This window comes from Shimia sp. CNT1-13L.2 (assembly GCF_024331145.1).
In the GTDB taxonomy this organism is placed as follows: domain Bacteria; phylum Pseudomonadota; class Alphaproteobacteria; order Rhodobacterales; family Rhodobacteraceae; genus Shimia.
Window position 1 is genome coordinate 1 of the sequence record NZ_JANDJO010000002.1, and the last position, 21,178, is coordinate 21,178.

17 protein-coding genes and 1 tRNA gene are annotated in these 21,178 nt (G+C 63.5%); 7 read left to right on the plus strand and 11 right to left on the minus strand.

Translation table 11 applies throughout. From position 1 onward, the window contains the following. The 4 genes from NNA36_RS03920 to NNA36_RS03935 form a co-directional block, all read right to left on the minus strand. On the minus strand, positions 1-1,596 hold a 1,596-nt coding region (locus tag NNA36_RS03920; protein ID WP_255104409.1), incomplete at its 3' end, for an Ig-like domain-containing protein. 287 nt (positions 1,597-1,883) lie between these two features. Then, a complete protein-coding gene (locus tag NNA36_RS03925) occupies positions 1,884-2,888 on the minus strand; it encodes a GlxA family transcriptional regulator (protein WP_255104410.1) in 1,005 nt (334 codons plus the stop codon). Between the two features lie 78 nt (positions 2,889-2,966). After that, positions 2,967-4,304: a serine hydrolase gene (locus NNA36_RS03930; protein ID WP_255104412.1), complete on the minus strand. Its 1,338-nt coding sequence runs from the start codon at positions 4,302-4,304 to the stop codon at positions 2,967-2,969. Positions 4,305-4,435: 131 nt separating this feature from the next. Next, positions 4,436-4,512: transfer RNA gene (locus tag NNA36_RS03935), tRNA-Arg, on the minus strand. Between the two features lie 184 nt (positions 4,513-4,696). On the opposite strand from NNA36_RS03935, the gene NNA36_RS03940 reads away from it, so the two are divergent. After that, entirely contained in the window at positions 4,697-6,106 is a 1,410-nt protein-coding gene (locus NNA36_RS03940) for a PLP-dependent aminotransferase family protein (RefSeq protein ID WP_255104414.1), read from the plus strand. On the opposite strand, the gene NNA36_RS03945 is transcribed toward NNA36_RS03940, so the two are convergent. Then, positions 6,103-7,011: a LysR family transcriptional regulator gene (locus tag NNA36_RS03945; RefSeq protein ID WP_255104416.1), complete on the minus strand. Its 909-nt coding sequence runs from the start codon at positions 7,009-7,011 to the stop codon at positions 6,103-6,105. The genes NNA36_RS03940 and NNA36_RS03945 overlap by 4 nt on opposite strands. A gap of 217 nt (positions 7,012-7,228) precedes the next feature. On the opposite strand from NNA36_RS03945, the gene NNA36_RS03950 reads away from it, so the two are divergent. Then, positions 7,229-8,011 (plus strand): SDR family NAD(P)-dependent oxidoreductase, encoded by a 783-nt coding sequence (locus NNA36_RS03950; RefSeq protein WP_255104418.1) that lies wholly within the window; start codon positions 7,229-7,231, stop codon positions 8,009-8,011. 14 nt (positions 8,012-8,025) lie between these two features. On the opposite strand, the gene NNA36_RS03955 is transcribed toward NNA36_RS03950, so the two are convergent. The 3 genes from NNA36_RS03955 to fsa form a co-directional block, all read right to left on the minus strand. Then, a complete protein-coding gene (locus tag NNA36_RS03955; RefSeq protein ID WP_255104421.1) occupies positions 8,026-8,943 on the minus strand; it encodes a tyrosine recombinase XerC in 918 nt (305 codons plus the stop codon). Next, positions 8,940-9,650 (minus strand): DUF484 family protein, encoded by a 711-nt coding sequence (locus NNA36_RS03960; protein WP_255104422.1) that lies wholly within the window; start codon positions 9,648-9,650, stop codon positions 8,940-8,942. The genes NNA36_RS03955 and NNA36_RS03960 overlap by 4 nt, the downstream gene beginning before the upstream one ends. Positions 9,651-9,850: 200 nt before the next feature. Next, positions 9,851-10,504 (minus strand): fructose-6-phosphate aldolase, encoded by a 654-nt coding sequence (fsa, locus tag NNA36_RS03965; protein ID WP_255104424.1) that lies wholly within the window; start codon positions 10,502-10,504, stop codon positions 9,851-9,853. A gap of 116 nt (positions 10,505-10,620) precedes the next feature. Between fsa and NNA36_RS03970 the strand changes: the two genes are divergently transcribed. Beyond that, on the plus strand, positions 10,621-12,816 hold the full coding sequence (locus NNA36_RS03970) for a primosomal protein N' (protein ID WP_255105583.1): 2,196 nt from the start codon (positions 10,621-10,623) through the stop codon (positions 12,814-12,816). A 114-nt stretch (positions 12,817-12,930) separates the two neighbouring features. Here the strand turns inward: NNA36_RS03970 and NNA36_RS03975 are convergent, their stop codons facing one another. Further along, complete coding sequence (locus NNA36_RS03975; RefSeq protein ID WP_255104426.1) at positions 12,931-13,995, minus strand: YeeE/YedE family protein; 1,065 nt, start codon at positions 13,993-13,995, stop codon at positions 12,931-12,933. A 146-nt stretch (positions 13,996-14,141) separates the two neighbouring features. Between NNA36_RS03975 and NNA36_RS03980 the strand changes: the two genes are divergently transcribed. The 4 genes from NNA36_RS03980 (at position 14,142) to NNA36_RS03995 (ending at position 18,239) form a co-directional block, all read left to right on the plus strand. After that, the gene (locus NNA36_RS03980) at positions 14,142-15,374 is read left to right on the plus strand and encodes an MFS transporter (RefSeq protein ID WP_255104428.1); all 1,233 of its coding nucleotides are present in this window, start codon (positions 14,142-14,144) and stop codon (positions 15,372-15,374) included. 38 nt (positions 15,375-15,412) lie between these two features. Beyond that, complete coding sequence (locus NNA36_RS03985) at positions 15,413-16,708, plus strand: MATE family efflux transporter (protein ID WP_255104430.1); 1,296 nt, start codon at positions 15,413-15,415, stop codon at positions 16,706-16,708. Between the two features lie 54 nt (positions 16,709-16,762). After that, on the plus strand, positions 16,763-17,632 hold the full coding sequence (locus NNA36_RS03990; protein ID WP_255104431.1) for a 50S ribosomal protein L11 methyltransferase: 870 nt from the start codon (positions 16,763-16,765) through the stop codon (positions 17,630-17,632). A 253-nt stretch (positions 17,633-17,885) separates the two neighbouring features. After that, positions 17,886-18,239, plus strand: coding sequence for a hypothetical protein (locus NNA36_RS03995; protein WP_255104433.1), 354 nt, complete (start codon positions 17,886-17,888; stop codon positions 18,237-18,239). Between the two features lie 56 nt (positions 18,240-18,295). On the opposite strand, the gene NNA36_RS04000 is transcribed toward NNA36_RS03995, so the two are convergent. Both NNA36_RS04000 and NNA36_RS04005 read right to left on the minus strand, forming a co-directional pair. Next, the gene (locus NNA36_RS04000) at positions 18,296-19,834 is read right to left on the minus strand and encodes a trimethylamine methyltransferase family protein (RefSeq protein WP_255104435.1); all 1,539 of its coding nucleotides are present in this window, start codon (positions 19,832-19,834) and stop codon (positions 18,296-18,298) included. Continuing rightward, positions 19,831-21,168, minus strand: coding sequence for an MmgE/PrpD family protein (locus tag NNA36_RS04005; protein WP_255104437.1), 1,338 nt, complete (start codon positions 21,166-21,168; stop codon positions 19,831-19,833). The genes NNA36_RS04000 and NNA36_RS04005 overlap by 4 nt, the downstream gene beginning before the upstream one ends. Positions 21,169-21,178: the final 10 nt, after the last annotated feature.

Here is a 21,178-nt window from a genome sequence, read left to right on the forward strand (position 1 = left end):
GCCGTAGGTGCCGACATAGACGCCGGGGTTGGCGACGGAGAGGCTGTCGCCGGCGTCCGGATCGCTGTCGTTGGTCAGGACGTTGCCGGTGGCTGCGACACCGTCATCGGTGGCGTTGTCGCTGTCGGCGGTGACCACGGGGGCGTCGTTCTGGCCGGTGATGTTGAGGGTGAGGGTTGTGGGCACGGTGGCTGTGCCGTCGGTGACCTGCACGGCGAAGACGTCGGTGTCGGAGAAGCCGTCGTCGATGCTCTCGTCTGTGACCGTGTAGCTGTAGCTGCCGTCAGCGTTGAGGGTGAGGGTGCCATAGGTGCCGACATAGACGCCGGGGTTGGCGACGGAGAGGCTGTCGCCGGCATCCGGATCGCTGTCGTTGGTCAGGACGTTGCCGGTTGCTGCGACACCATCGTCAGTGGCGCTGTCGCTGTCGGCGGTGACGATTGGCGGGGTGTTGCCGCCGCCGGGGCCGACGCCGGTTACGGTGATGGTGACGGTGGCCTGGTCGGTGTCGCCATTGGCGTCTTCGATTTCATAGGTGAAGCTGACCTGACGGGTTTCCCCGGCGGCGAGATCGTTGAAATCCCCCGCGGGATCAAAGCTGAAGCTGCCGTCAGGTGCGCCGACGGACCCCGCGTTGAAGACAAGGATGCCTTCTGCGGTGGTCGAGATCAGGCGGACTTCCTTGACGAGGTCGGGGGCTGTGTCGTTGTCGAGGACCGAGTAGAAGGTGGTCGCTACGGCGTCTTCCGTGATGGTTTCGGCATCGTCGTTTGCGATGGCCGGTGCGTCGGCGGGGTCGAGTTCCACGCCATCCACGAAGACCTTGAGGTTTTCGAAGGCCCGGACCTGGAGGTCGAAGGCGGTGAAGCTGAATTTGCGGTAGGTGGTCTCGCCGTTGGAACGGGTGTTGTCGGCCACGAATTGCAGGAAGGCCGCGATGTCGGCCTGAACGTCGGCGCGGAACCATTCTTCGGAGGTCAGGTCGAGGGTCAGGGTGTCGATGCCGCTTCCGCCGACATAGCGGTCACGGGCTCCGGCGTTTTCAGTGACGTTATGGAAGACTTCGTCATCTCCGCCGCCTGCGAAGAGGAAGTCGTTCCCGGCACCACCGTCGAGGTAGTCGTTGAAGCTGATCGCGGCGCCCGATCCGGTGCCTGATCCGCTGCCGCTTCCCGAACCCCGACGACACCGGCCGGACCCGCTGCCGCGCCCGCGGCCTGAACCCGAGCCGCGCCCACGATGTCCGCTGCCAGAGCCGGCGTGATGCCAGAGGCGATGCAGGGAGAGGCCACGTCCGGAGACGCTGTCGCCAAAGATGACGTCGTTGCCGTCGCCGCCGAGGATGGTGTCTTCGCCCGTGCCGCCAAACAGCCAGTCGTTGTCGGCACCGCCGTCGATGAAATCGTTGCCATTGCCACCAAGGATGAGGTCGCGTCCATTGCCGCCGAACAGCTGGTCATTGCCATTGCCGCCGTCGATCAGGTCGTTGCCGTCCATTCCGTTAAGTGTGTCATCGCCGTTTCGCCCCTTGATCCTGTCACCGCGTGACGTGCCGGTGTATTGATCCGCTGAATTCGAGCCCTTGAAACGTGCCATGACTTAATCCCTCCCGAAAGCAATTGCCCTGGAACTCGTTAACAAAGACGGTAATTTTCACTGGTATTGGACCGGTCAATTTCACGCCTTTCGGCCCCTTTGAGTCAAGTAAAGGGTCCGTGTCGGACCTATCGTCCGGATTCTGAACGCGATTTCAGGTGGTTATCTCTTGGATTTCCGTTGCGTAAAGGGAATCACCCGCGAAACCATCCCGAAAACCGGGAAACAGTTGCGCGCCAAGCCCGAAATTGTTGCCCCGAGCGAGACAGGGCGGGACGGGTGCGCCTCTATTTTCGCAGGCTGTTGGGAGAGGTGCCGTAGACATCGCGGAAGGCCTTGGACATGGCCGAGGTGCCCGAGAAACCGCAGGCAATGGCGATGTCGAGAAGGGACATGCGGGTTTCCACGATAAGGGAGCGGGCACGCTTCAGGCGGATGCGCTTGTAGGTCTTGGCTGGAGAGCTGTTGAGCTGGATCTTGAAGAGGCGTTCAAGCTGGCGGGCGGAGACGCCGATGGCACGGGTCAGTTCGCCGATCGAGAGGGGCTCTTCGATGGTGTCTTCCATCAGTTGCAGCGCCTTTTGCAGCGGGCCTTCGAGGAAGGTGTTGCCCTGCGCCTTGCCCTTGGGCTGGTCGCGGTAGAAGCTGCGGGCGCTGTCGACGATCAGCAGGCTGGCGAGTTCGGCGCGTTCCTGCGGATTGAGGAGTTCCGCGACAAGGTGGAAGATGGTTTCCATCGCGTATCCCCGCCCGGCGCTGGTGATGATGCCATTGCCGTATTCGGCGAGGTGGGTGGACAGGTTGGAGTAGTCTCCGATCTCGTTCAGGATCGGGATGTCGCGCCAGTGGGTCGTGGTGGGGTGCGAGACTTTCTTGTTGGATTTGATGTACTCGGTTGCGGCGTCCGAGAACAGCACGACGGGGTGCTGTTTCTGCTGCATGGCGCGTACGCGTTTGATCCAAGTGGTGCTAGAACAGTCGCGCCCGCCGAGAACAATCAGGCAGTCCCTCATGTAGTCGCCATCAAAGGCGGGCTCGGCCCGGACCATGAGGTTTCCGTTTGCGACTAGGCCCGGGGTGTCGGAGGAAAAGCTCCATTCGACTTTGAAACGGGTCTGAATGTCGTTCAGGACCTCGAGCACCGCAGTGGTGGAGGACAGTTCGAGCTGCGAGAACTGGGGCTGTACGAAAATCTCGACATTGAGGCAGGGGTGGGGTGCCGTGGGTTCGTTTCTGGACGAATCCGAGTTTGGTGGCGAGACGCGCTTCGCGAACTGTTCAAAGAAGGTCATGCAAGGGGATGTAGCAAGAAGTGCCGCCGGGTCCTAGGGGCAGCGCGCAAAAATCCGGCAACATCGGGGTGTTGGCGGTTAGTCAGGTAGGGCGGCGATCAGGGCCTTTGCCAGGGGCAGGGCGGAGTAGCCGAGTTTGGAGGGGGTCAGGCCAAGGCGCACGACGACCATGTCGTGCGAGGGGAAGATGCCGATGGATTGCCCGTCGTGTCCCAAGAGCCAGACCGCATCTTCGAACGGGGGGCGATCGCCGGGGGCTTCGCGCCAGAGGTGGCCCTTGGTGTAGAGGCCATCGGAGGCGGCAACCGGTTCGAACATCCAGTCCACGAAGCCTTCGGGCAGGAGTTGTGCGCCGTTCCAGTTGCCCCCTTGCAGCAGGAACTGGCCGTAGCGGGCCCAGTCGCGGGCGGTGGCGTACATGTAGCTTGAGCCGACGAAGGTGTCTTTTGCATCGGTTTCCATGACCGCCGATGTCATGCCGAGCGGGGCAAAGAGGGCGGTCTGCGGATAGGCGAGGCTGTTGTCGCCGACCCTGTCCTGCCAGACGCGGGACAACATGGTCGAGGTGCCGGACGAATAGTTGAAAGTGGTGTTGGGGGCGGCCTCGGCAGGGTTTTGGGCGGCAAAACCTGTCATGTCGTCGTGCAGATAAAGCATTCGGGTGACATCGGAGAGGTTGCCATAGCTTTCGTTCCACGCGAGGCCGCTGGCCATGGCGAGCATGTCGGCGACGGTGATGTCGGCGCGGCTGTCGCCTGCCCAGTTCGCATAGGTGGCGCTGGGTTTGTCGGTGAGGGCCATGTCGCCGGAGTGGACAAGGGTGCCGATCAGGCCCGCCGTGACGGTTTTGGTCATCGACCAGCCAAGCAGGGGTGAGGCGGCATCAAACCCTTCGGCGTAGGTCTCGCCAAGGATACGGCCGTTCTTGACCACGACAACGGCACGGTGGCCCGGACCAAGGAGGGCGGGATCGGCAAGGATGCTCGTGATTTCAGGGTGTTGCGAGGGGGGGACCTCGTTGCCTTCGGGCCAGGGGGCTTCTGGCAGAGGGGAGAGGGCGGGAAGGGTGGTTTCGCTCAGGTCGGCGCTGTGGATGTTGGTGCAGCCAAGGCCCGCGCGGTGTTGCGAGGTGGCCGGCGCGGCAAAGTGGAAGAGGCGGGTGTTGACGGTCTGGGCCTCCTGATCGACGTCGATCGAGACGTATTTCAGCAGGGGATGCCCGGGGGCCTGCACGTCGGCGGCCAGAACCTGATGCGGATCGCGGCCGGTGATGAAGGTGCTCGAGCAGACCATCTTGGCGGAGTAGTTGGTCACTACTTTCAACAGATCGGGAGGCGAGACCCGGAGGTAGATGGCGCCAGCCAAAACCCCCAATAGAAGCGTACCAGCCGCGATTTTCAGACTCTTCCGCAACATCGTTTTCCCCCCGAAGGCCGCAAAACGGCCCCTTTGCGTGTTCCTCTTGGGCAAAGCTTTTCACCAAGTGGCGCGAATCTCTAGGGTGACGTGGCGTTGGCCACTTGGGGCGGTTTGATGTGTTTGGGAAATGGCGACCCCGGAAGGACTCGAACCCTCAACCTGCCGATTAGAAGTCGGCTGCTCTATCCAGTTGAGCTACGGGGCCGCGACGGGCCTTGGGCCGGTCTTGGTGGTGACAGTTCATAGAGGCGAACGGGGATGATTTCAAAGCGATAATTTCGTTGTGGCAGACTTATCTGGCCAGCTGCCGGAATGGCGGGGGATGGTGCGGCTTGTCTTGGCTTTGGTCTCGTCATAGCGTGCGGGATGGATGTAAATGAGCAGACCAGATGACACAGACTGCCTGGCTTGGGTTTTCGATTGATCGCAACAGCGGCACGCCGGTGTTCGAACAGATCTGCGCGGCGATCCGGGACGGGGCCATTACAGGCGGGCTGGAGGCGGGGCGCAAGCTGCCTGCGACGCGGGTGTTTGCAACCGAGATCGGGGTGTCGCGGTCGACGGTGGTGACGGCTTACGAACAATTGGTGGCCGAAGGCTATCTCGAGGCGGTGCGCGGGTCGGGCTACCGGATTTGCGCGATGGGCGAGGTGGAGTTGTCGCGCAAGGTGGACCCGGTGCGCCCCGAGGCAGACCTTGCGCCGCGGGGATTTCCTTTGCCGTTCGAGGCAGGCCATCCCGATATGCAGCTTTTCCCCCATCGCCAGTGGGCCAAGGCGGTGGCGCGGGTGTGCCGTGTGGCACCGCAGTCGATGCTGGTTGGCGGGAGTCATCTTGGCAATCCTGACCTGCGCAAGGCGATTGCCGGACATGTGGCCGAGTGGCGGGGGATTGATGCCTCGCCCAACCAGGTGATTGTCACCGCCGGATCGACAGATGGGCTTGAGGTCTGCCTGCGGACCCTGATGGGGGCTGGGGGGACGGTGGCGCTGGAGAACCCCGGTTACATGCCCTTGCGCCGGTTTGTCGAGGCGCAGGGGATGCAGGCCGCGTACATGGGGATTGATGGCAGTGGCGCAGAGGTTCCCGGCGACGACTGCGGGGCGCGGTTGGCGATCCTGACGCCCTCGCACCAATATCCGCTGGGCGGTGCGATGTCACCCAACCGGCGGATGGAATTCATTCGCTGGGCCGAGCGGGGCGATGCCTGGCTGATCGAGGATGATTACGACAGTGAGTTCCGCTATGCGGGGCGGCCGATTCCGGCGTTGGCGGGGTTCGATCATCTGAATCGGACGATCTATGTGGGCAGCTTTTCCAAGATATTCTCGAACACCCTGCGACTGGGGTATCTTGTCCTGCCCGAGAGTTTGGTCACGCCGGTGGCGGATACCATCCGCAGGTTCGGGGCCAAGGCGAGTTTCATGCCGCAGCAGGCATTGGCGGAGTTCATCGACAAGGGTGAGTTCTATCGGCATTTGCGGCGGATGCGGCGGGTCTATGCAGAGCGGCGCAAGGTCCTTTTGGCGCGGCTGGCAGGGTGGCGGGACTTTGGATCTTGTGTTGATCATCTGGCCGGGATGCAGCTTGTGTTTCATCTGCGCGAGGGGATTGCGGATCGCGAGGTGGAAGCGCTGGCTGAAAGGAAAGGCGTTATCGCGCGGGCCCTGTCACGCTATGCGGTTGCGGGGCGGGGGTACAATGGCCTGATGCTTGGCTTCTGCGCTTACGGTGAAGACGAAATGGACAAGGCACTGGATGTGCTTGAAGACTGTCTGCATCAGGTGGCGGCTGGCTAGTCCTTCAGCCACTCTGGCGACTTGCCGATTTCGCGCAGCAGGAAATCCATGAAGACCCGGACCTTTGCCGAGAGCACGTTGGTTTTCGGGTAGACGAGCCAAAGCACCGACTGATCATCGACGTGATAGTCGGGCAGGACGCGGGTCAGGGTGCCGGATTTCAGCTCCCGGTGAACACTCCAGATCGAGTTGATGGAGATGCCCGCCCCGGCGATGGTGGCGTGTTTCTGGCTCAGGCCGTCGTCGAGCATCAATTGGCAGGATGCGGTGCGGGGATCGAACAGGCCGGTATCGCCCGCGGCATTCTTGAGCGGGCGGGTGGCGTTGCGGCGAAAGCTGATGAGGGTGTGTTCGGACAGGTCAGCCGGGGTTTGAGGAATGCCCTTTTCGGCAAGGTAGGACGGGGCGGCACAGAGGATGCGCATGTCATCGGCCAGCTTGCGCCCCTTGAGGCTGGTGTCTTCCAGCGCGCCGCTGCGCAGGGCGAGATCAAAGCTGCCTTCGATGAGGTCGAACTGGGTGTCGGACAGGCGCAGGTCGAGTTTGACGCCGGGATGCTGGCGCAGAAATTCCGGCAGGCGGGGGGCGATGTATTGCTGGGCGAAGGTGCTTGAGGCGGTGAAACGCAGGGTGCCGGTGGCGGTGCCGCTGCCAAGGCCAAGCGCGGCGCGACCGGCGTCTTCCTGCGCCAGCATTTCGCGCGCATAGGGCAGGAACTCGGCCCCTTCGAGCGACAGGGACACCTTGCGGGTGGAGCGATGCAGGAGGTCGGCCCCGAGGGATTTTTCCAGTTTGGCCAGACGCGCGCTGGCAACGGCGGGAACCATGCCCAACTCGCGCCCCGCTGCGCTGATGTTCAGCTTTTCGGCGGCCAGAACGAAGAGGCGGACGCTTTCGGTGTCCATGTCATTATATCCATTTTGCGAATTATGAAGTTGAAAATCTCCGGTTTATTTGGGTGGGGCAAGGGGTATTTTCAGGAAATCATGCAAAGCGCCGGAAAATGGAGCGCCTCGGTGGCGTGTTGTTCAATGCTGGTCGTGGCCCCTGCAACAGATGACCGGATGTTGGGCCATGCGTCGCATTCGAAGGCGCGGACGGAAGGATTTGGGAGAAAGACCGATGCAGAAGACGATTTTGGTCACCGGGGCGACGGATGGCATTGGGCTGGAGACGGCCAAGGCGCTGGTCACGCTTGGGAATCGGGTTCTGGTGCATGGCCGTAGCGCGGAAAAGGTGGCGCGGGTGTCCGAGATGCTGGGTGGGGCGCCGGGCTATGTGGCGGACCTCTCCGATCTCGGGGCCGTGGCGCGGCTGGCGGAAGAGGTGCTGGCGCAGCAAGACAGGCTGGATGTGGTGATCAACAACGCGGGCGTGTTCAAGACCTCTGAGGCGCGGACCAAGGACGGGCTGGATGTGCGGTTTGTCGTGAACACCCTCGCGCCTTACCTGCTGACGCAGAGGTTGCTGTCTGTTCTGGGGAAGGCGGGACGGGTGGTGAACCTGTCCTCGGCGGCACAGGCCCCGGTGGATCTGCGCGGGCTGCGGGGCGAGACGCCGCTTGCGGATATGGAGGCTTATGCGCAGAGCAAGCTGGCGATCACCATGTGGACGCAGGCGATGGCCGAGAAACATCCCGACGGGCCGGTTGTGGTTGCGGTGAACCCCGGTTCGCTTCTGGCCTCGAAGATGGTGAAAGACGGGTTCGGCGTGGCCGGAAACGACCTTGGGATCGGGGTGGATATTCTTGTGCGGGCCGCGACGGCGGCGGAGTTTGCCGACAGGAGCGGGGCCTATTTCGACAATGACAGCGGCAGGTTTGCCCTGCCGCAGGCAGATGCGCAGGATGCCGGCAAAGTCGCGGCGGTGGTCGCGGTGATCGAGGAACTGGTGGCGCGGGGCTAGGGATGCCCCACGTTTCACTGCGCCTTTGGGTGGGTGCGGTTGTAGACTTCCATCAACTGAGTGGTGTTGACGGCCGTATAGTTCTGGGTGGTGGCCAGCTTGGCATGGCCCAGAAGTTCCTGAATGGACCGCAGATCGCCGCCCGCCTCAAGCAGGTGGGTGGCAAAGCTGTGGCGCATGGCGTGGGGTGTCGCGGTGGAGGGCAGGCCCAACTGCATCCGGGTCTGTTGCATCACCTTGGCGACCTGCCTGCGGGACAGCGCCCTGCCGCGTACGCCGCGAAACAGCGGGCCATCCTCTGGCAGGGGATAGGGGCAGAGCGAGATATAGCGATCCACCGCCGTGCGGGCGGCGTCGATCACCGGTACAATCCGTTCCTTGCCGCCCTTGCCGAGGATGCGCAGAACGGGAGAGAGCGGCGCGTCTGATCCGATCAGGCCGAGGGCCTCGGATATCCGCAGGCCGCAGCCGTAGAGTAGGGTGATCACGGCCACGTCGCGCGCGCCGACCCAAGGCTCGGTGGATTGCAGGTCGACCGTGTCGATCACCGCCGCAGCGGCATCGGGGGCGAGCGGGCGGGGCAGTTTCTTTTCGAACTTCGGGCTGCGCATTGACAGGAGCGGGGTGGCGTCAAAGCCCTCGCGTTCGGAGAACCAGCGATAGAAGCTTTTCACCGCCGAGAGCTTGCGGGCGAGCGAGCGGGCGCTGACGCCGGAGCGGCGGGTTTGCGCCATCCATGCGCGCATGTCGGGGACGGAGACACGTTGCAGCGGGGCGAGGCCCTGGGCTTCGCCCTTGTGCAGGGTCAGGAAGGTGAGGAACTCGGCCACATCGTTGCGATAGGCGCTGAGGGTGTTTTCCGAGATGCCATCAAGGGCCGAGCGCAGGGTGAGCCACTCGGCCAGAACGTCGCGTGCCGCCGGTGAGATCACGACAGCCAGCGGCGCATGGTGCGCTCAAAGACACCGGCGAAGAAGGCAAGGAGATCGGTGCCCTGCTGCGGGGTGAACTGGTGCGGGTCTTCCGCGCCCATGACCAGAAGGCCCGGCAGGCGGCCTTCGCCGAAATCCAGTTTCAGGCAGGCTTCGGAGCGGACCCAGTCGGCGGCTTCGCCATAGATCGCGGTGGGGCCGGAGTGGACCTGGCGCAGGGTGACCTGGCGCAGGGGCACGTTGCGGCCACCGTTGATGTAGTCTTCGATGAAGCCGGGTTCGGCGACCGAGAGCACATCGCCCATGCGGCGGATCGCGGGGTCATCTTCGCCGGACTGTTCGGATTCCAGCACCAGGCGCATGGCATCGACGCGCAGGATGTCGGCGACATCGCCACCGAGATCGGTGAGGAAGGTCTCGAAGCTGACCGGATCGAGCATGCGCAGGATGGCGCGGTGGACCTGATTGGTGCCGGCAAGGTTTTCGTAAGCTGCGGCGATCACGCTGCGGTGGGTGTCTTCCAGCCGGTCGAGCCGCGCCTCGAGGCGTTCCATGGCGATGCCGCGCAGGTCGACGATATTGCCACCCATGGATTTCTCGTTGGCGGCGATCAGGGCCTTCATCAGATCCTGGTCTTCCAGAATCACGTCGGGCTGCGAGATGATCTTTTCTCGCAGGGAATCTTCGATCTTGGCGGTGCTGCTCATGCGTGCCTCTTGTTGTTTGTGGCGACTTTAACAGAGGCGGCGGGGGAATGCCCCCTTTTTTTGGTTAAGCGTCGAGAGAGAAGGGGCGCTGCCCCTCTGGCCCCGAACCCTGTCCGGGGCCATTCACCCCGGGGTATTTGGGCCAAGAAGAAAGGGGGCCGTGGTGGCCCCCTTCGGATCTGGTCTCGATGTGGTGAAGATCAGAGGATCTTGATGCCCGCGGCCTTGATGTCGGCGAGGAAGGCGTCGAGGCCCTTGTCGGTCAGCGGGTGGTTGACCATCGACTTGATCACGCCCGGAGGGGCGGTCATGACGTCGGCACCGCAGAGCGCGCTTTGGGTGACGTGGTTCACGGTGCGGATCGAGGCGGCGAGGATCTGGGTGTCGAAGCCGTAGTTGTCATAGATCGTGCGGATGTCGGCGATCAGGTCCATACCGTCGAGGTTGATGTCATCGAGGCGGCCGATGAAGGGCGAGATGAAGGTTGCGCCCGCCTTGGCGGCCAGCAGTGCCTGGTTGGCCGAGAAGCACAGGGTGACGTTGACCATGTGGCCATCATCGCTCAGTGCCTTGCAGGCCTTGAGACCGTCCCAGGTGAGCGGCACCTTGACGGCGATGTTCTCGGCGATCTCGACCAGCTTGCGGCCTTCGGCGATCATTTCGTCGGCGTCGGTCGCGGTGACTTCGGCGGAAACGGGGCCGTCGACAAGGTCACAGATTTCCTTGGTGACTTCGATGATGTCACGGCCGGATTTCTTGATCAGCGAGGGGTTGGTGGTCACACCGTCGACCATGCCGAGGTCATTGAGTTCGGCAATGGCGTCGATTTCGGCGGTATCAACGAAGAATTTCATCGGGCAGCGTCCTTTGATGGGTTGGCCTATCTGTCGCTTGCCTTTAGCGCATAGTTTGAGATGCTGGAACCCCCGATGGATTTCGGGAGCGGGAAAGCGTGGCGACAGGGGCAGGTGTGAGCGAGCCGGATTTCTTTGACGAAGGGGCCTTGGTGGCGGTGTTGACGACGCAGCCGCTGGATCGGCTGTTGGACTACAAGGCACCGGAGGGGGGCTGTTTTCGCGGTGCTTTTGTCGAGGTGCCGCTGGGGCCGCGCAAGGTGATTGGCGTGGTCTGGGGGCGCGGGCGTGGCGGGTTCGACCTGTCGAAGGCGCGGTCGGTGAGCCGGGTTCTGGATGTCGCCGCGATGCGCGACGAATTGCGGTTTTTCCTTGAGAAGGCAGCGGATTACACCCTGACGCCGCTGCATGCGATGCTGCGGCTTGCGACGCGGGCGCCGGGGCTGTCCGATCCGCCGTCGATGCGCAAGGTTTACCGGCTGGGCGAGGGGGAGCCGGACCGGCAGACCGATGCCCGCCGCCGGGTGATCGAGGTGCTGACCGACTATGGCGGCTTGGCCTTCACGCTCAAGGAGGTGAGCGAGATGGCGGGTGTGACCACCACGGTGGTCAAGGGATTGGTGAAACAGGGGGTGGTGCGCGAGGAAGATACGCCGCGCGACCTGCCGTTTGTGCGGCTTGATCCGGAATGGGGCGGTAAGGCGTTGACCGAGGATCAGGCGGCGGGCGCCGAGGCGTTGCGGGCCGGGGTGCGGTCGGGGGCCTATGGCACGACCTTGCTGCGCGGGGTGACGGGATCGGGCAAGACCGAAGTCTACCTTGAGGCGGTCGCGGAATGTCTGCGGCAGGGGCGGCAGGCGCTTGTTTTGTTGCCGGAAATCGCGCTGACGGCGGAATTCCTGACACGTGTCGAGGCGCGGTTCGGGGCGAAGCCTGCGGAGTGGCATTCCGGGGTGACGATGACCGAGCGGCGGCGCATCTGGAAGATGGTAGGTCAGGGCGGGGCGCAATTGGTGATCGGGGCGCGGTCGGCGCTGTTCCTGCCCTATCAGAACCTCGGTCTGATCGTGGTCGATGAGGAGCATGACACCTCGTACAAGCAGGAAGACGGGGTGCTTTACAACGCGCGGGACATGGCGGTGTTGCGGGCCTCGGTCTGTTCGGCGCGGGTGGTGCTGGCGTCGGCGACGCCGTCGTTGGAAAGCTGGTCGAATGCTGAGGCGGGGAAGTACGAAAAGCTTGAGCTGACCTCGCGCTATGGCGAGTCGGTTTTGCCGGAGATGCGGGCGATCGACATGCGCGCAGAAGATCTGCCCAGCAGCCGGTGGATTTCCCCGAGCCTGCAAAGGGCGGTGAATGCGCGGATCGAAAAAGGCGAGCAATCCCTGTTGTTTATCAACCGGCGCGGCTATGCGCCGGTGACGATTTGCCGAGCGTGTGGGCACCAGATTGGCTGTGACCATTGCGATGCGCGGATGGTGGAGCACCGGTTTCTGAAGCGGTTGGTTTGTCACCAGTGTGGCGAGACGAAACCGATGCCGGAGGCCTGCCCGTCGTGCCATGAAGAGGGCAAGCTGGCGCCGGTGGGGCCGGGGGTTGAGCGGCTGGCGGAAGAGGCGGCGACCCTTTGGCCAGAGGCGCGGCTGGCGGTGTTGTCGTCGGACCTGTTCGGGTCGGCGCGGGCGCTGAAGGAAGGCATCAACCAGATCGCCGAGGGGGGCGCGGATATCATCATCGGCACGCAGCTTGTGGCCAAGGGGCACAACTTTCCGCTGCTGACGCTGGTGGGGGTGATTGATGCCGACCTAGGCTTGCAGGGATCGGACCTGCGGGCGGCGGAGCGGACGTTTCAGCTGATGCGGCAGGTCGCGGGGCGGGCCGGGCGGTCGGAGCGTAAGGGGTTGGCTTTGTTGCAAACTTTCCAGCCGGAGCATCCGGTGATCCGATCGATCCTTGCAGGCGACGAGGTTGGGTTCTGGACGGCAGAGGCCGATGAGCGGCGTCATGCCGGGGTGCCGCCGTTTGGGCGGATGGCGGGGATCATCCTGTCGTCGGAAGACGTTCAGCAGGTGTTTGATCTTGGCAATGCGCTGGCGCGTCAGGACGGGCCGTTGCAGGCGATTGGCGCACAGGTCTTTGGCCCCGCGCCCGCCCCGATTGCGCGGGTTCGGGGGCGGCATCGGGTGCGGCTTTTGGTGAAGGCCGAGAAGGGCGCGCCCTTGCAGGCGGCGCTGGCGAAATGGGTGGGGCAGTTCAAGCTCAAGGGTGATCTGCGGCTTGCGGTGGATATTGATCCGCAGAGTTTCTATTAGGCCTGAAAATCCACGTCGGTATTGCGTCGGTATTACGGCTGTATCGCGGAGGTGCAGAAATGCGAAAACCGCCCCGATCAGGGCGGTTTTGCAGGGGGGGTCGTGTGCGCGTGGTCAGGCGGCGGCGGCTTTCATGCCGCGCTGATCGACGAGAAGGTCGGTGGCCATCGCGCCGATCCACATGGCAAAGAGGGCGGCCCATGCGGTGCCAGCGAAGATCGAGCCGCCGGTGACGCCCGCGCCGATGGCGCAGCCGCCGGCTAGCATGGCCCCGAAGCCCATGAGAACCGCCCCCAGCATGGCGCGGCGCATGTTGCTTTCGTTTTCGAAGCCCTGGAACTTGAACTCGCGGGCAATGACCGAGGCGAGGAAAGAGCCGATGACCACGCCCGGCACGAGGCCGATGTCGAATTCGAGGACGGAATTGCGATCGAGGAAGAACATCAGGGTGTGCGCCGAGGGGCCGGAGAAGGTGGCGCTTTCGATCTGGACGGGTTCGAAGGCGACCTGGCTGAGGCCATAGGTCAGCACCCAACCCACGGCCACGGCAAAGCCGACGCCGGAGGCAAAGATCAGGCGGCTGGCGCCGATGCGGTTCTTGCGGGCGATCAGCAGGGCAAGGCCGGCCATGCAGGTGCCGAAGGCGAGGCCTGCGAGGTCGGGCAGGCCAAGGGCTGCGATCAGGTCGAGATTGCGGCCACCGTCGGTGACCCAGAGGCTCGCGATCTTGTCGCGCCATCCGGAGAGAACGCCGGACAGGCTCATCTGGGCGACCACGGCGAAGATCAGGCCGGAGACGACCGAGCGCAGGTTGCCGTTGGCGGCCAGAACCAGCAGGCGGCCGGAACAGCCGCGGGCCAGCACCATGCCGATACCGAAGAGAAGGCCGCCGATGATGGCCCCGGACCAGGAGCCGGGTACGGCCATCATGCGGGCGTCGGCGCTGTGCATCAGGCCAAGCGCCTGTGCGCCCTGAACCCAGACAATTGCGGTGGAAATGGTCAGCAACCAGACGGCAACCTTGTCGCCCAACTCGCCCCGTGCAAACTCCACGGTGGCGGCGCGCAGGCAGAATCTGGAGCGTTGCGCCGCAACGCCGAAGATGATGCCGGTGATCAGGCCAAGGACCGCCGCAGTGGGGGCTTCGCCGATTTGTTCCACGAGGGTGAGGATGTCCATGCCGACCCTTTCACTTATCTGAATGCGTGGATGTATGCTTGGAATGGCATGTTTCTCCTTGATTCAGATCAGGGCAGGGCCATTTCCGACGTCAGAATGGCGTGAAACCGCTCGCCTTTCCGGTCTGAAAGGCGTAGTCGCAAAGCATGTTAAGCAAAATCACCCTTGATGATGCGCAGCAGTTGCCGCTGTGGCGTCAGCCCGTTGCCCTGTTGTTCGTGACCGCCCTTGCAATGCCGATCGCGTTTTACGCGTGGTATGCGCTGCTCAATAACTTCGTGATCGAGGTGGCGGATTTTGACGGGCGCGACATTGGTCTGTTGCATGCGATCCGCGAGATTCCGGGGTTTCTGGCGGTTGGGGTGATTGCCATCATCCTGTTCGTGCGCGAGCAGGTTCTGGGCATGGTGTCGCTGGCGCTCTTGGGGGTGGCGACGGCCTTTACCGCGTGGTTCCCGAGCCTTGGCGGCATTTTGATGCTGACCTTTCTGAGTTCAGTTGGCTTCCACTACTACGAGACAGTCAACCAGTCGGTGCAGTTGCAGTGGCTTTCGAAGGAGAAGGCGCCGCAGACTTTGGGCTGGCTGTTGGCGGCGGGCTCGGCGAGCACGCTGGTGGTATTCGTGTTGATCGTGCTGATGTGGGACACGCTGAACCTGACGTATAACGTTGTGTTCATGACGGCGGGGATGACCACGGCGGCCATCGCGCTGTTCTGTTTGCTGGCTTATCCGCAGTTTGAATCGCGCACGCCGCAGGCCAAGAAGATGGTGCTGCGCAAACGCTATTGGCTGTATTACGCGTTGCAGTTCATGTCGGGGGCGCGGCGGCAGATCTTCATGATCTTCGCAGGCTTCATGATGGTCGAGAAGTTCGGCTTCGAGGTGCATGAGCTGACGGGGCTCTACCTGATCAACCTCGTGATCAACATGATCGCGGCGCCTTTGCTGGGCAAGGCGGTGGCGCGGTTCGGGGAGCGGGCGACGCTGATTTTCGAATACGCGGGCCTTGTGATCGTGTTCCTTGCCTATGGCGGGGTCTACTGGTTCGGCTGGGGTGTGCTGGTGGCGGCGGTGCTTTATGTGATCGACCACATCCTGTTTGGCCTCGCGCTGGCGCTGAAGACCTATTTCCAGAAGATTGCCGATCCGCAGGACATCGCGCCGACGGCGGCGGTGGCCTTTACGATCAACCATATCGCGGCGGTGGCCTTGCCGGTGCCCCTCGGCCTGTTGTGGGTGTTGTCGCCGGCGGCGGTGTTTATCCTGGCGGCGGGGATGGCGATGGTGTCGCTTGGCCTGTCGCTCCTGGTGCCGCGCCATCCGGAAAAGGGCAATGAAACGCGGCTGAGCCGCTATGTTGCGGCGGCGGCCGAATAGAGATGGCGGCGCGGGGGAGATTTCTGGACGGGCCGACGATGGGGCATGTGATCCGCATGACCATGACCGGGGCTGCGGGGATCACCTTTGTCTTTCTTGTCGACCTTGTGAACCTGTTCTGGATTTCGCAACTGGGTGATCCCAAGCTGGTGGCGGCTATTGGATATGCCTTTGCGGTACAGTTCTTTTCGGTGAGCACCGGCATCGGCCTGATGATCGCGGCGACCGTGATGGTGTCGAAGCGGATCGGCATGGGGCAGCGGGAACGGGCGCGGCGCGAGGCGACCAGTTCGATGATGATCACCGTGGCGTTCCAGTCGCTCGTGGCGGCGCTGATCGTGTGGTTCCGGCATGACCTTCTGGCGCTGGTCGGGGCCGAGGGTGAGACGGCGGCATTGGCGGCGCGATACCTGCTGTGGACGGTGCCTTCGCTTGCGATCATGGCGGTGGGCCTTGTTGGGTCTGCGGTGCTTCGGGCCGAGGGGGATGGCAAGCGGGCGATGTTCGTGACGCTGACGTCTGGGTCGGTGTCATTCGTGCTGGACCCGCTGTTGATTTTCTACTGGGGTCTTGGGCTGGACGGCGCGGCGATTGTTCTGGTGATCTCGCGGATCATTCTGGCGGGCAATGCGCTGCGGTTTGCGACGGTGACCCACGACCTGCTGGCCTGGCCGCGCTGGCGGACGATCAAGCGGGTGTTCCTGCCCTATTTCGCGATTGCCCTCCCAGCGATCCTGACGCAGATTTCGACGCCCTTTGGCAACTATCTCCTGACCGGTGTTGTCGCGAGTTTCGGGGATGACGCGGTGGCTGCATGGGCGGTGGTGAACCGTCTGACGGTGGTGGCCTTTGGCGGTATCTTCTCACTGTCTGGGGCGATTGGCGGGATCTACGGGCAGAACTTTGGTGCCAAGCAATACGACCGGCTGCGGTCGACCTTTCGGGATTCCCTGATCTTCTGTGCCTGCTATACGCTGGTGGCGTGGTTCCTGTTGTCGGTCTCGGCAGGGTTCATGATTGATGTCTTTGGCCTGAAGGGCGAGGGCGCGGCGGTTTACAGGGCCTTTGCCTATGTCGGGTCGGGGGCGTTTGTGCTGGTGGGGGCGCTGTTCGTGTCGAACGCCACGTTCAACAGCCTTGGCAAGCCGGCCCGGTCGACGCTGGCGAACTGGACGCGCGATGGCATCCTGATGTTGCCAGCGGCCTGGGTCGGGGCGGCGTGGCTGGCGGCGCCGGGCGTTGTCTATGCGCAGGCGGTGGCCGGGGGTGTTGTTGGGGTGCTTGCGGCATTGTGGAGCTGGCATTTCCTGAAAGGCTTTGGTTCGAAAGCTTGACGGCGCCGCCGCATCGGCCTAGGGGCGAGGGATATCCACAAGGAGCCCCGAGACATGCCCACTTTCACCGCACTGACCACCCTTGTCGGCAAGGACCAAGCAGAGCAGCTTGGCGAAGCGATGGAACGCCTTAATCCGGAACCGACCGGCGTGGGCGTGTTCGAGATCGAGGACGGGTCTGGCCTGTGGGAGATCGGCGGCTATTTCACCGAGGCCCCGGATGAGGCCGGGCTGGCGGTTCTGGCGGCGGCCTTCGGGGCGAAACCCTTCGTGGTGTCGGAACTGCCGGAAACGGATTGGGTGGCCAAGGTCAAACGCGAGCTGGCACCGGTCGAGGCGGGGCGCTTTTTTGTTTATGGCAGCCACGACGCCGACAAGGTGCCCGCAGGTAGCGAGCCGCTGTTGATCGAGGCGGCGATGGCCTTTGGCACCGGCCACCATGGCACGACGCTGGGCTGTCTGAAGGGGCTGGACCGGCTGGCGAACGAAGGGTTCGTGGGCAAGAACGTGGCCGACATCGGCTGTGGCACGGCGGTTCTGGCGATGGGCGCGGCACGGATCTGGCCGAACCCGGTTCTGGCCAGCGACATTGACGAGGTGGCCGTGGATGTGGCCGAGGCGAATGTTGCGGCGAACGGGCTTGAGGGCAAGGTGATCTGTCTTGAGGCGGCGGGCTTTGGCCATCCGGACCTTGCGGCGAAAGCGCCTTATGACCTCGTGTTCGCCAATATCCTGAAGGCACCGCTGGTCGATCTGGCGCCGGACATGGGCGGCAATATCGCGGCCGGGGGCCATGCGATCCTGTCGGGTATCCTGAATGAACAGGCCGATGAGGTCGTGGCGGCCTATGACGCGGCAGGCTTTGATGTTCACACCCGCGAAGAGATCGGGGAATGGACCACGCTGACGCTGACACGCCGGTAAGGCGGGCTTCGAATCGGATGGGATGAGGCGGCTTCGGCCGCCTTTTTCGTGCCCGATTGGTTAATGGATGTTGCGCGTTTGGAGACAATGTTTCAGGGTGGCGGCAGGCTGTTTCCAGATCGGATTCAAGATTTCCCCGAATTGCCCAATTTGGCCCTTTTTTGCCTTATTTCGAAGGGCTTGCCTTATTTTCGCCACAATTCGAGACGAATTTAGCCTTGTTTGGTGGGGGCCGAACTCGATGAAGGCTGCCATGAGCGATTCCTACGAAGAATTCCGTGATCGCGTTGCCCGCATCTATGACGCGAAGGGCAACAAGAAACCCATGCGAGCATCGCGCTCGCAGATCTCTGTAGATCATGACGGATACGTTGTGATCCGGAGTGCGCGACGGGGACCACAGGTTCCCTGGACGGGGATCTTGATGCTGGCTGTTGCGTTCTTTGGTGTCAAAGGGGCGGTGATGTCGCGCCTTGGCCCCGACTTCTACGGCGCACAGGCGCAGCGGCTCGAACCGGCTTCGGTTCTTGAGCAGGTAGGTGCCTGGACCATGCGCCCCGATCCGGTGTCCCGCTGGGTCGCCGCACAGATTAACTCTTTAAGCTGATCCCTCCAAGTCAGCAGGAAAACGGCTCCGGTCTCTCTCCCGGAGCCGTTTTTGATTCAGGGTCTGGCCAGGCGGATGGGGTAGTGCGCGCGGATGTCGGCGTCGATGTCCGGGGCGATGTGGGGTGGCGGTGGTGCGGCAAGCAGTTCGCGGGTGCGCGCGCGGGCGCGTTCGAGAAGGTCCTTGTCTTCGGCGGCGGCCCATTCCTGCGGGGTGCGGCGGTCGGCGAGCGCGGGGTAGTAGTAGTCGGATTGCATCCGGTTCAGAGTTTGCTGGTGGCCAAGAAAATGACCGGGACCGCCGACACAGACATCGCGGATGGTTTCGAGCGCCAGGGTGCGTTCGTTGACCTCGAACCCCCTGGTGGCGCGCATGATCGAGCCGATCATGTCATTGTCGAGAACGAAGCTTTCGAAGGAACAGCCGAGAAGTGAGCCGTACATGCCGGCGGCCTCGTAGACGAGGTTGGCTCCGGCGAGGGCAGACAGCAGTTCGGTGTAGCCTTTCTCGTAGCCGGCCTGGAAGTCGGGCAATTTGCTGTCGGTCATGCCGGCGCTGACCGCGCAGGGGATATCGTAGAACCGGGCCATCTGGGCGCAGGCGGCCATCAGCAGACCCTGTTCCGCGCTGCCGCCGGACATGGCGCCTGTGCGCAGGTCCGAAACGAAGGGCAGGGCACCGAAGGTTGCGGGGTGGCCGGGATTCAGCAGGTTCACGTAGACGAGGCCTGCCAACACCTCGGCGGTTTGCTGGGCAACGGCGCCGGCAAGCGGCGCGGGGCTGGTGGCACCGGCCTGACCGGCGGATACGAGTTTCAGGGGAATGCCGTGGCGGGCAGCGCATTCGATGACCCCGAGGGCTTCTTCGGCGAAGGTGAGCGGAGGGACGATGAAACAGGTCGAGACACAGATCGGGGGGCGTGCGCGCAGGGCCTCGGCCCCACCCATCAGAATCCGCAGCATGCCGACGGTTTCTTCCATGACTTCGGGGGAGCCGAAGGAGGTGCCGGTGGGTTTGGCTGTGCCGGCGAGGCAGGCATAGGCGGTGTTGATGTCCATCTCGCGTGGGTCGGTGATGTCGCGGGCGACCACGGTGCGCTGGAACATGTGCAGGTTGGGCAGGGCATTGGCGAGGCGGGCCATGTCGTAGAGATCACGCAGAGTGGAATCGCGGATTTCGCTGGTTTCACTGTCGACGATATGTACCGCCGCACCTGAAGTGCCGAAATGGATGCGGCTGCCGGACGGGTCGATGTCGTGTTGAGCCTGCTGACCGTAGAGCTTGAAGCCACGGCCCGCGATCTTGAGCACCGCGCGCACCATTGGTTCGGGCATGAGGAGGCGGCCATCCTCGGTGAGGCTGCCACCCGCGGCACAGATCGTGTCTATGCAGGTCTGGGTTGCCCCCTTTAGACCGATTTCTTCGAGGATGCGCATCGCTGTGTCGTCGATCATGGCGAGTTCAGCATCGGTCAGGGCCTTGTACTGCCCTCCCGATATACCGGGCCAGATGGCCTCGGTCGGCCCGGTTCCTGCGCCATCGGCCCGTTCGAGCCTGCGGGCGGCGCGCCCGCCGCTGCGTCGTGTCGTGCTCATAGGGTGATCTCCGTGAAAAAGTCCTGAATGTCGGAGGCCACTTGCCAGTCGAGAAGCCGGGTGAAGGTGGCTGAGGTATGGCCGGTGACGGCTTGGAATTTGGCCGCGAGATGGTGGGTGGTCATCGGGTTCTGAGGTGCGCCCAGAGGGTAAGCGCAGGAGGCGCTGAGCTGTTCGCCGGATGCGAGGGTGACGGTGAGCGTGTCGGGCTGGTTCGGGTCATAGTTGAGAGCCAGGTTGCGGGCCGGTTCCGGGCATACGGTGGTGCAGGCGACGAGGCGTGCAACCTGCGGGTCCTGCCAAAACCCTGCTGCGCTGTCGTCGAGGGTGAGATTGCCCGTGGTCAGGGCCTGCGCGATGCAGGCGGGAGCGGAGAACAGGGCCTCGTTGCGGTTGGTCGGGGTGTGGAACGGCAGGATCGCGTGGTGAAAATCCGGCATCTTGGCGTGGATGGCGGTCACAGTGTCTAGGCGGTTTTGCAGGGTATCGCGAAGCGTGAGCGCGGCTGTCATTAGGCGATGGGTGTAGCCGCAGGAAGGCCAGGGTTTCAGAACGAGGCCGTATTCCTGCAAGGCCCAGGGAGAGCCGAGGCGGGAGGCCATGTGCCGGAAGCGGTCTTGCTCGCGGGGGGCCATCAGGCCGCTAAAGCCTTTGGGATGGTCGATCACATTGGGTTGGCCTGTCATGCCGCTGGCGGCAAAAAGGGCGGCTTCGAGACCTGCACGCGCGGCGAACCCGGCTTGCAGTGGTTTGGCGTTAGAGCCGAACTGAAGCGTATAGCCGGTGGCCTGCGAGGTGGCGATGGAGATCGCGTGAGTGGTGGCGGTTTCATCAAGGCCAAGGAGGCGCGCGCAGGCTCCGGCGGCCCCGATCGCGCCGAGTGTGGCGGTTGAGTGAAAGCCGCGCGCGTAGTGGCCAAGGGTGAGGGCTTCTCCCAGGCGCATGATGATCTCGCAGCCGACGGCGTAGGCGGCAAGGAGGTCCCGGCCCGTGCAGGAATGCAGGTGGGCAGCGGCAAGCAGCGCCGGTAGGAGCACGACTGTGGGGTGGGTGTTGCCCGGTTCCTCCCAATCGTCGAGATCCCAGGCGTGGCCCGCCACGGCGTTGGCCAGGGCCGCATGGGGCGCAGTCAGAGTGATGGGGATGCCGAAGAGCGGAGCGCTGCCTTGCCCCAGCCGGGCGAGGGCGGTCTGGGCGCGCTGGGCAACGTCGCTTTTGGCCCCGGCCAGGATACATCCGAAACAATCGGCCACAGCGGGTGCCGCGATGGCGGCCAAATCGGGTGTGGGCTGGGCCTTGATGGCAAAGCGGGCGAGCGCGCGGGCGGTGTTCATTTCACATCCT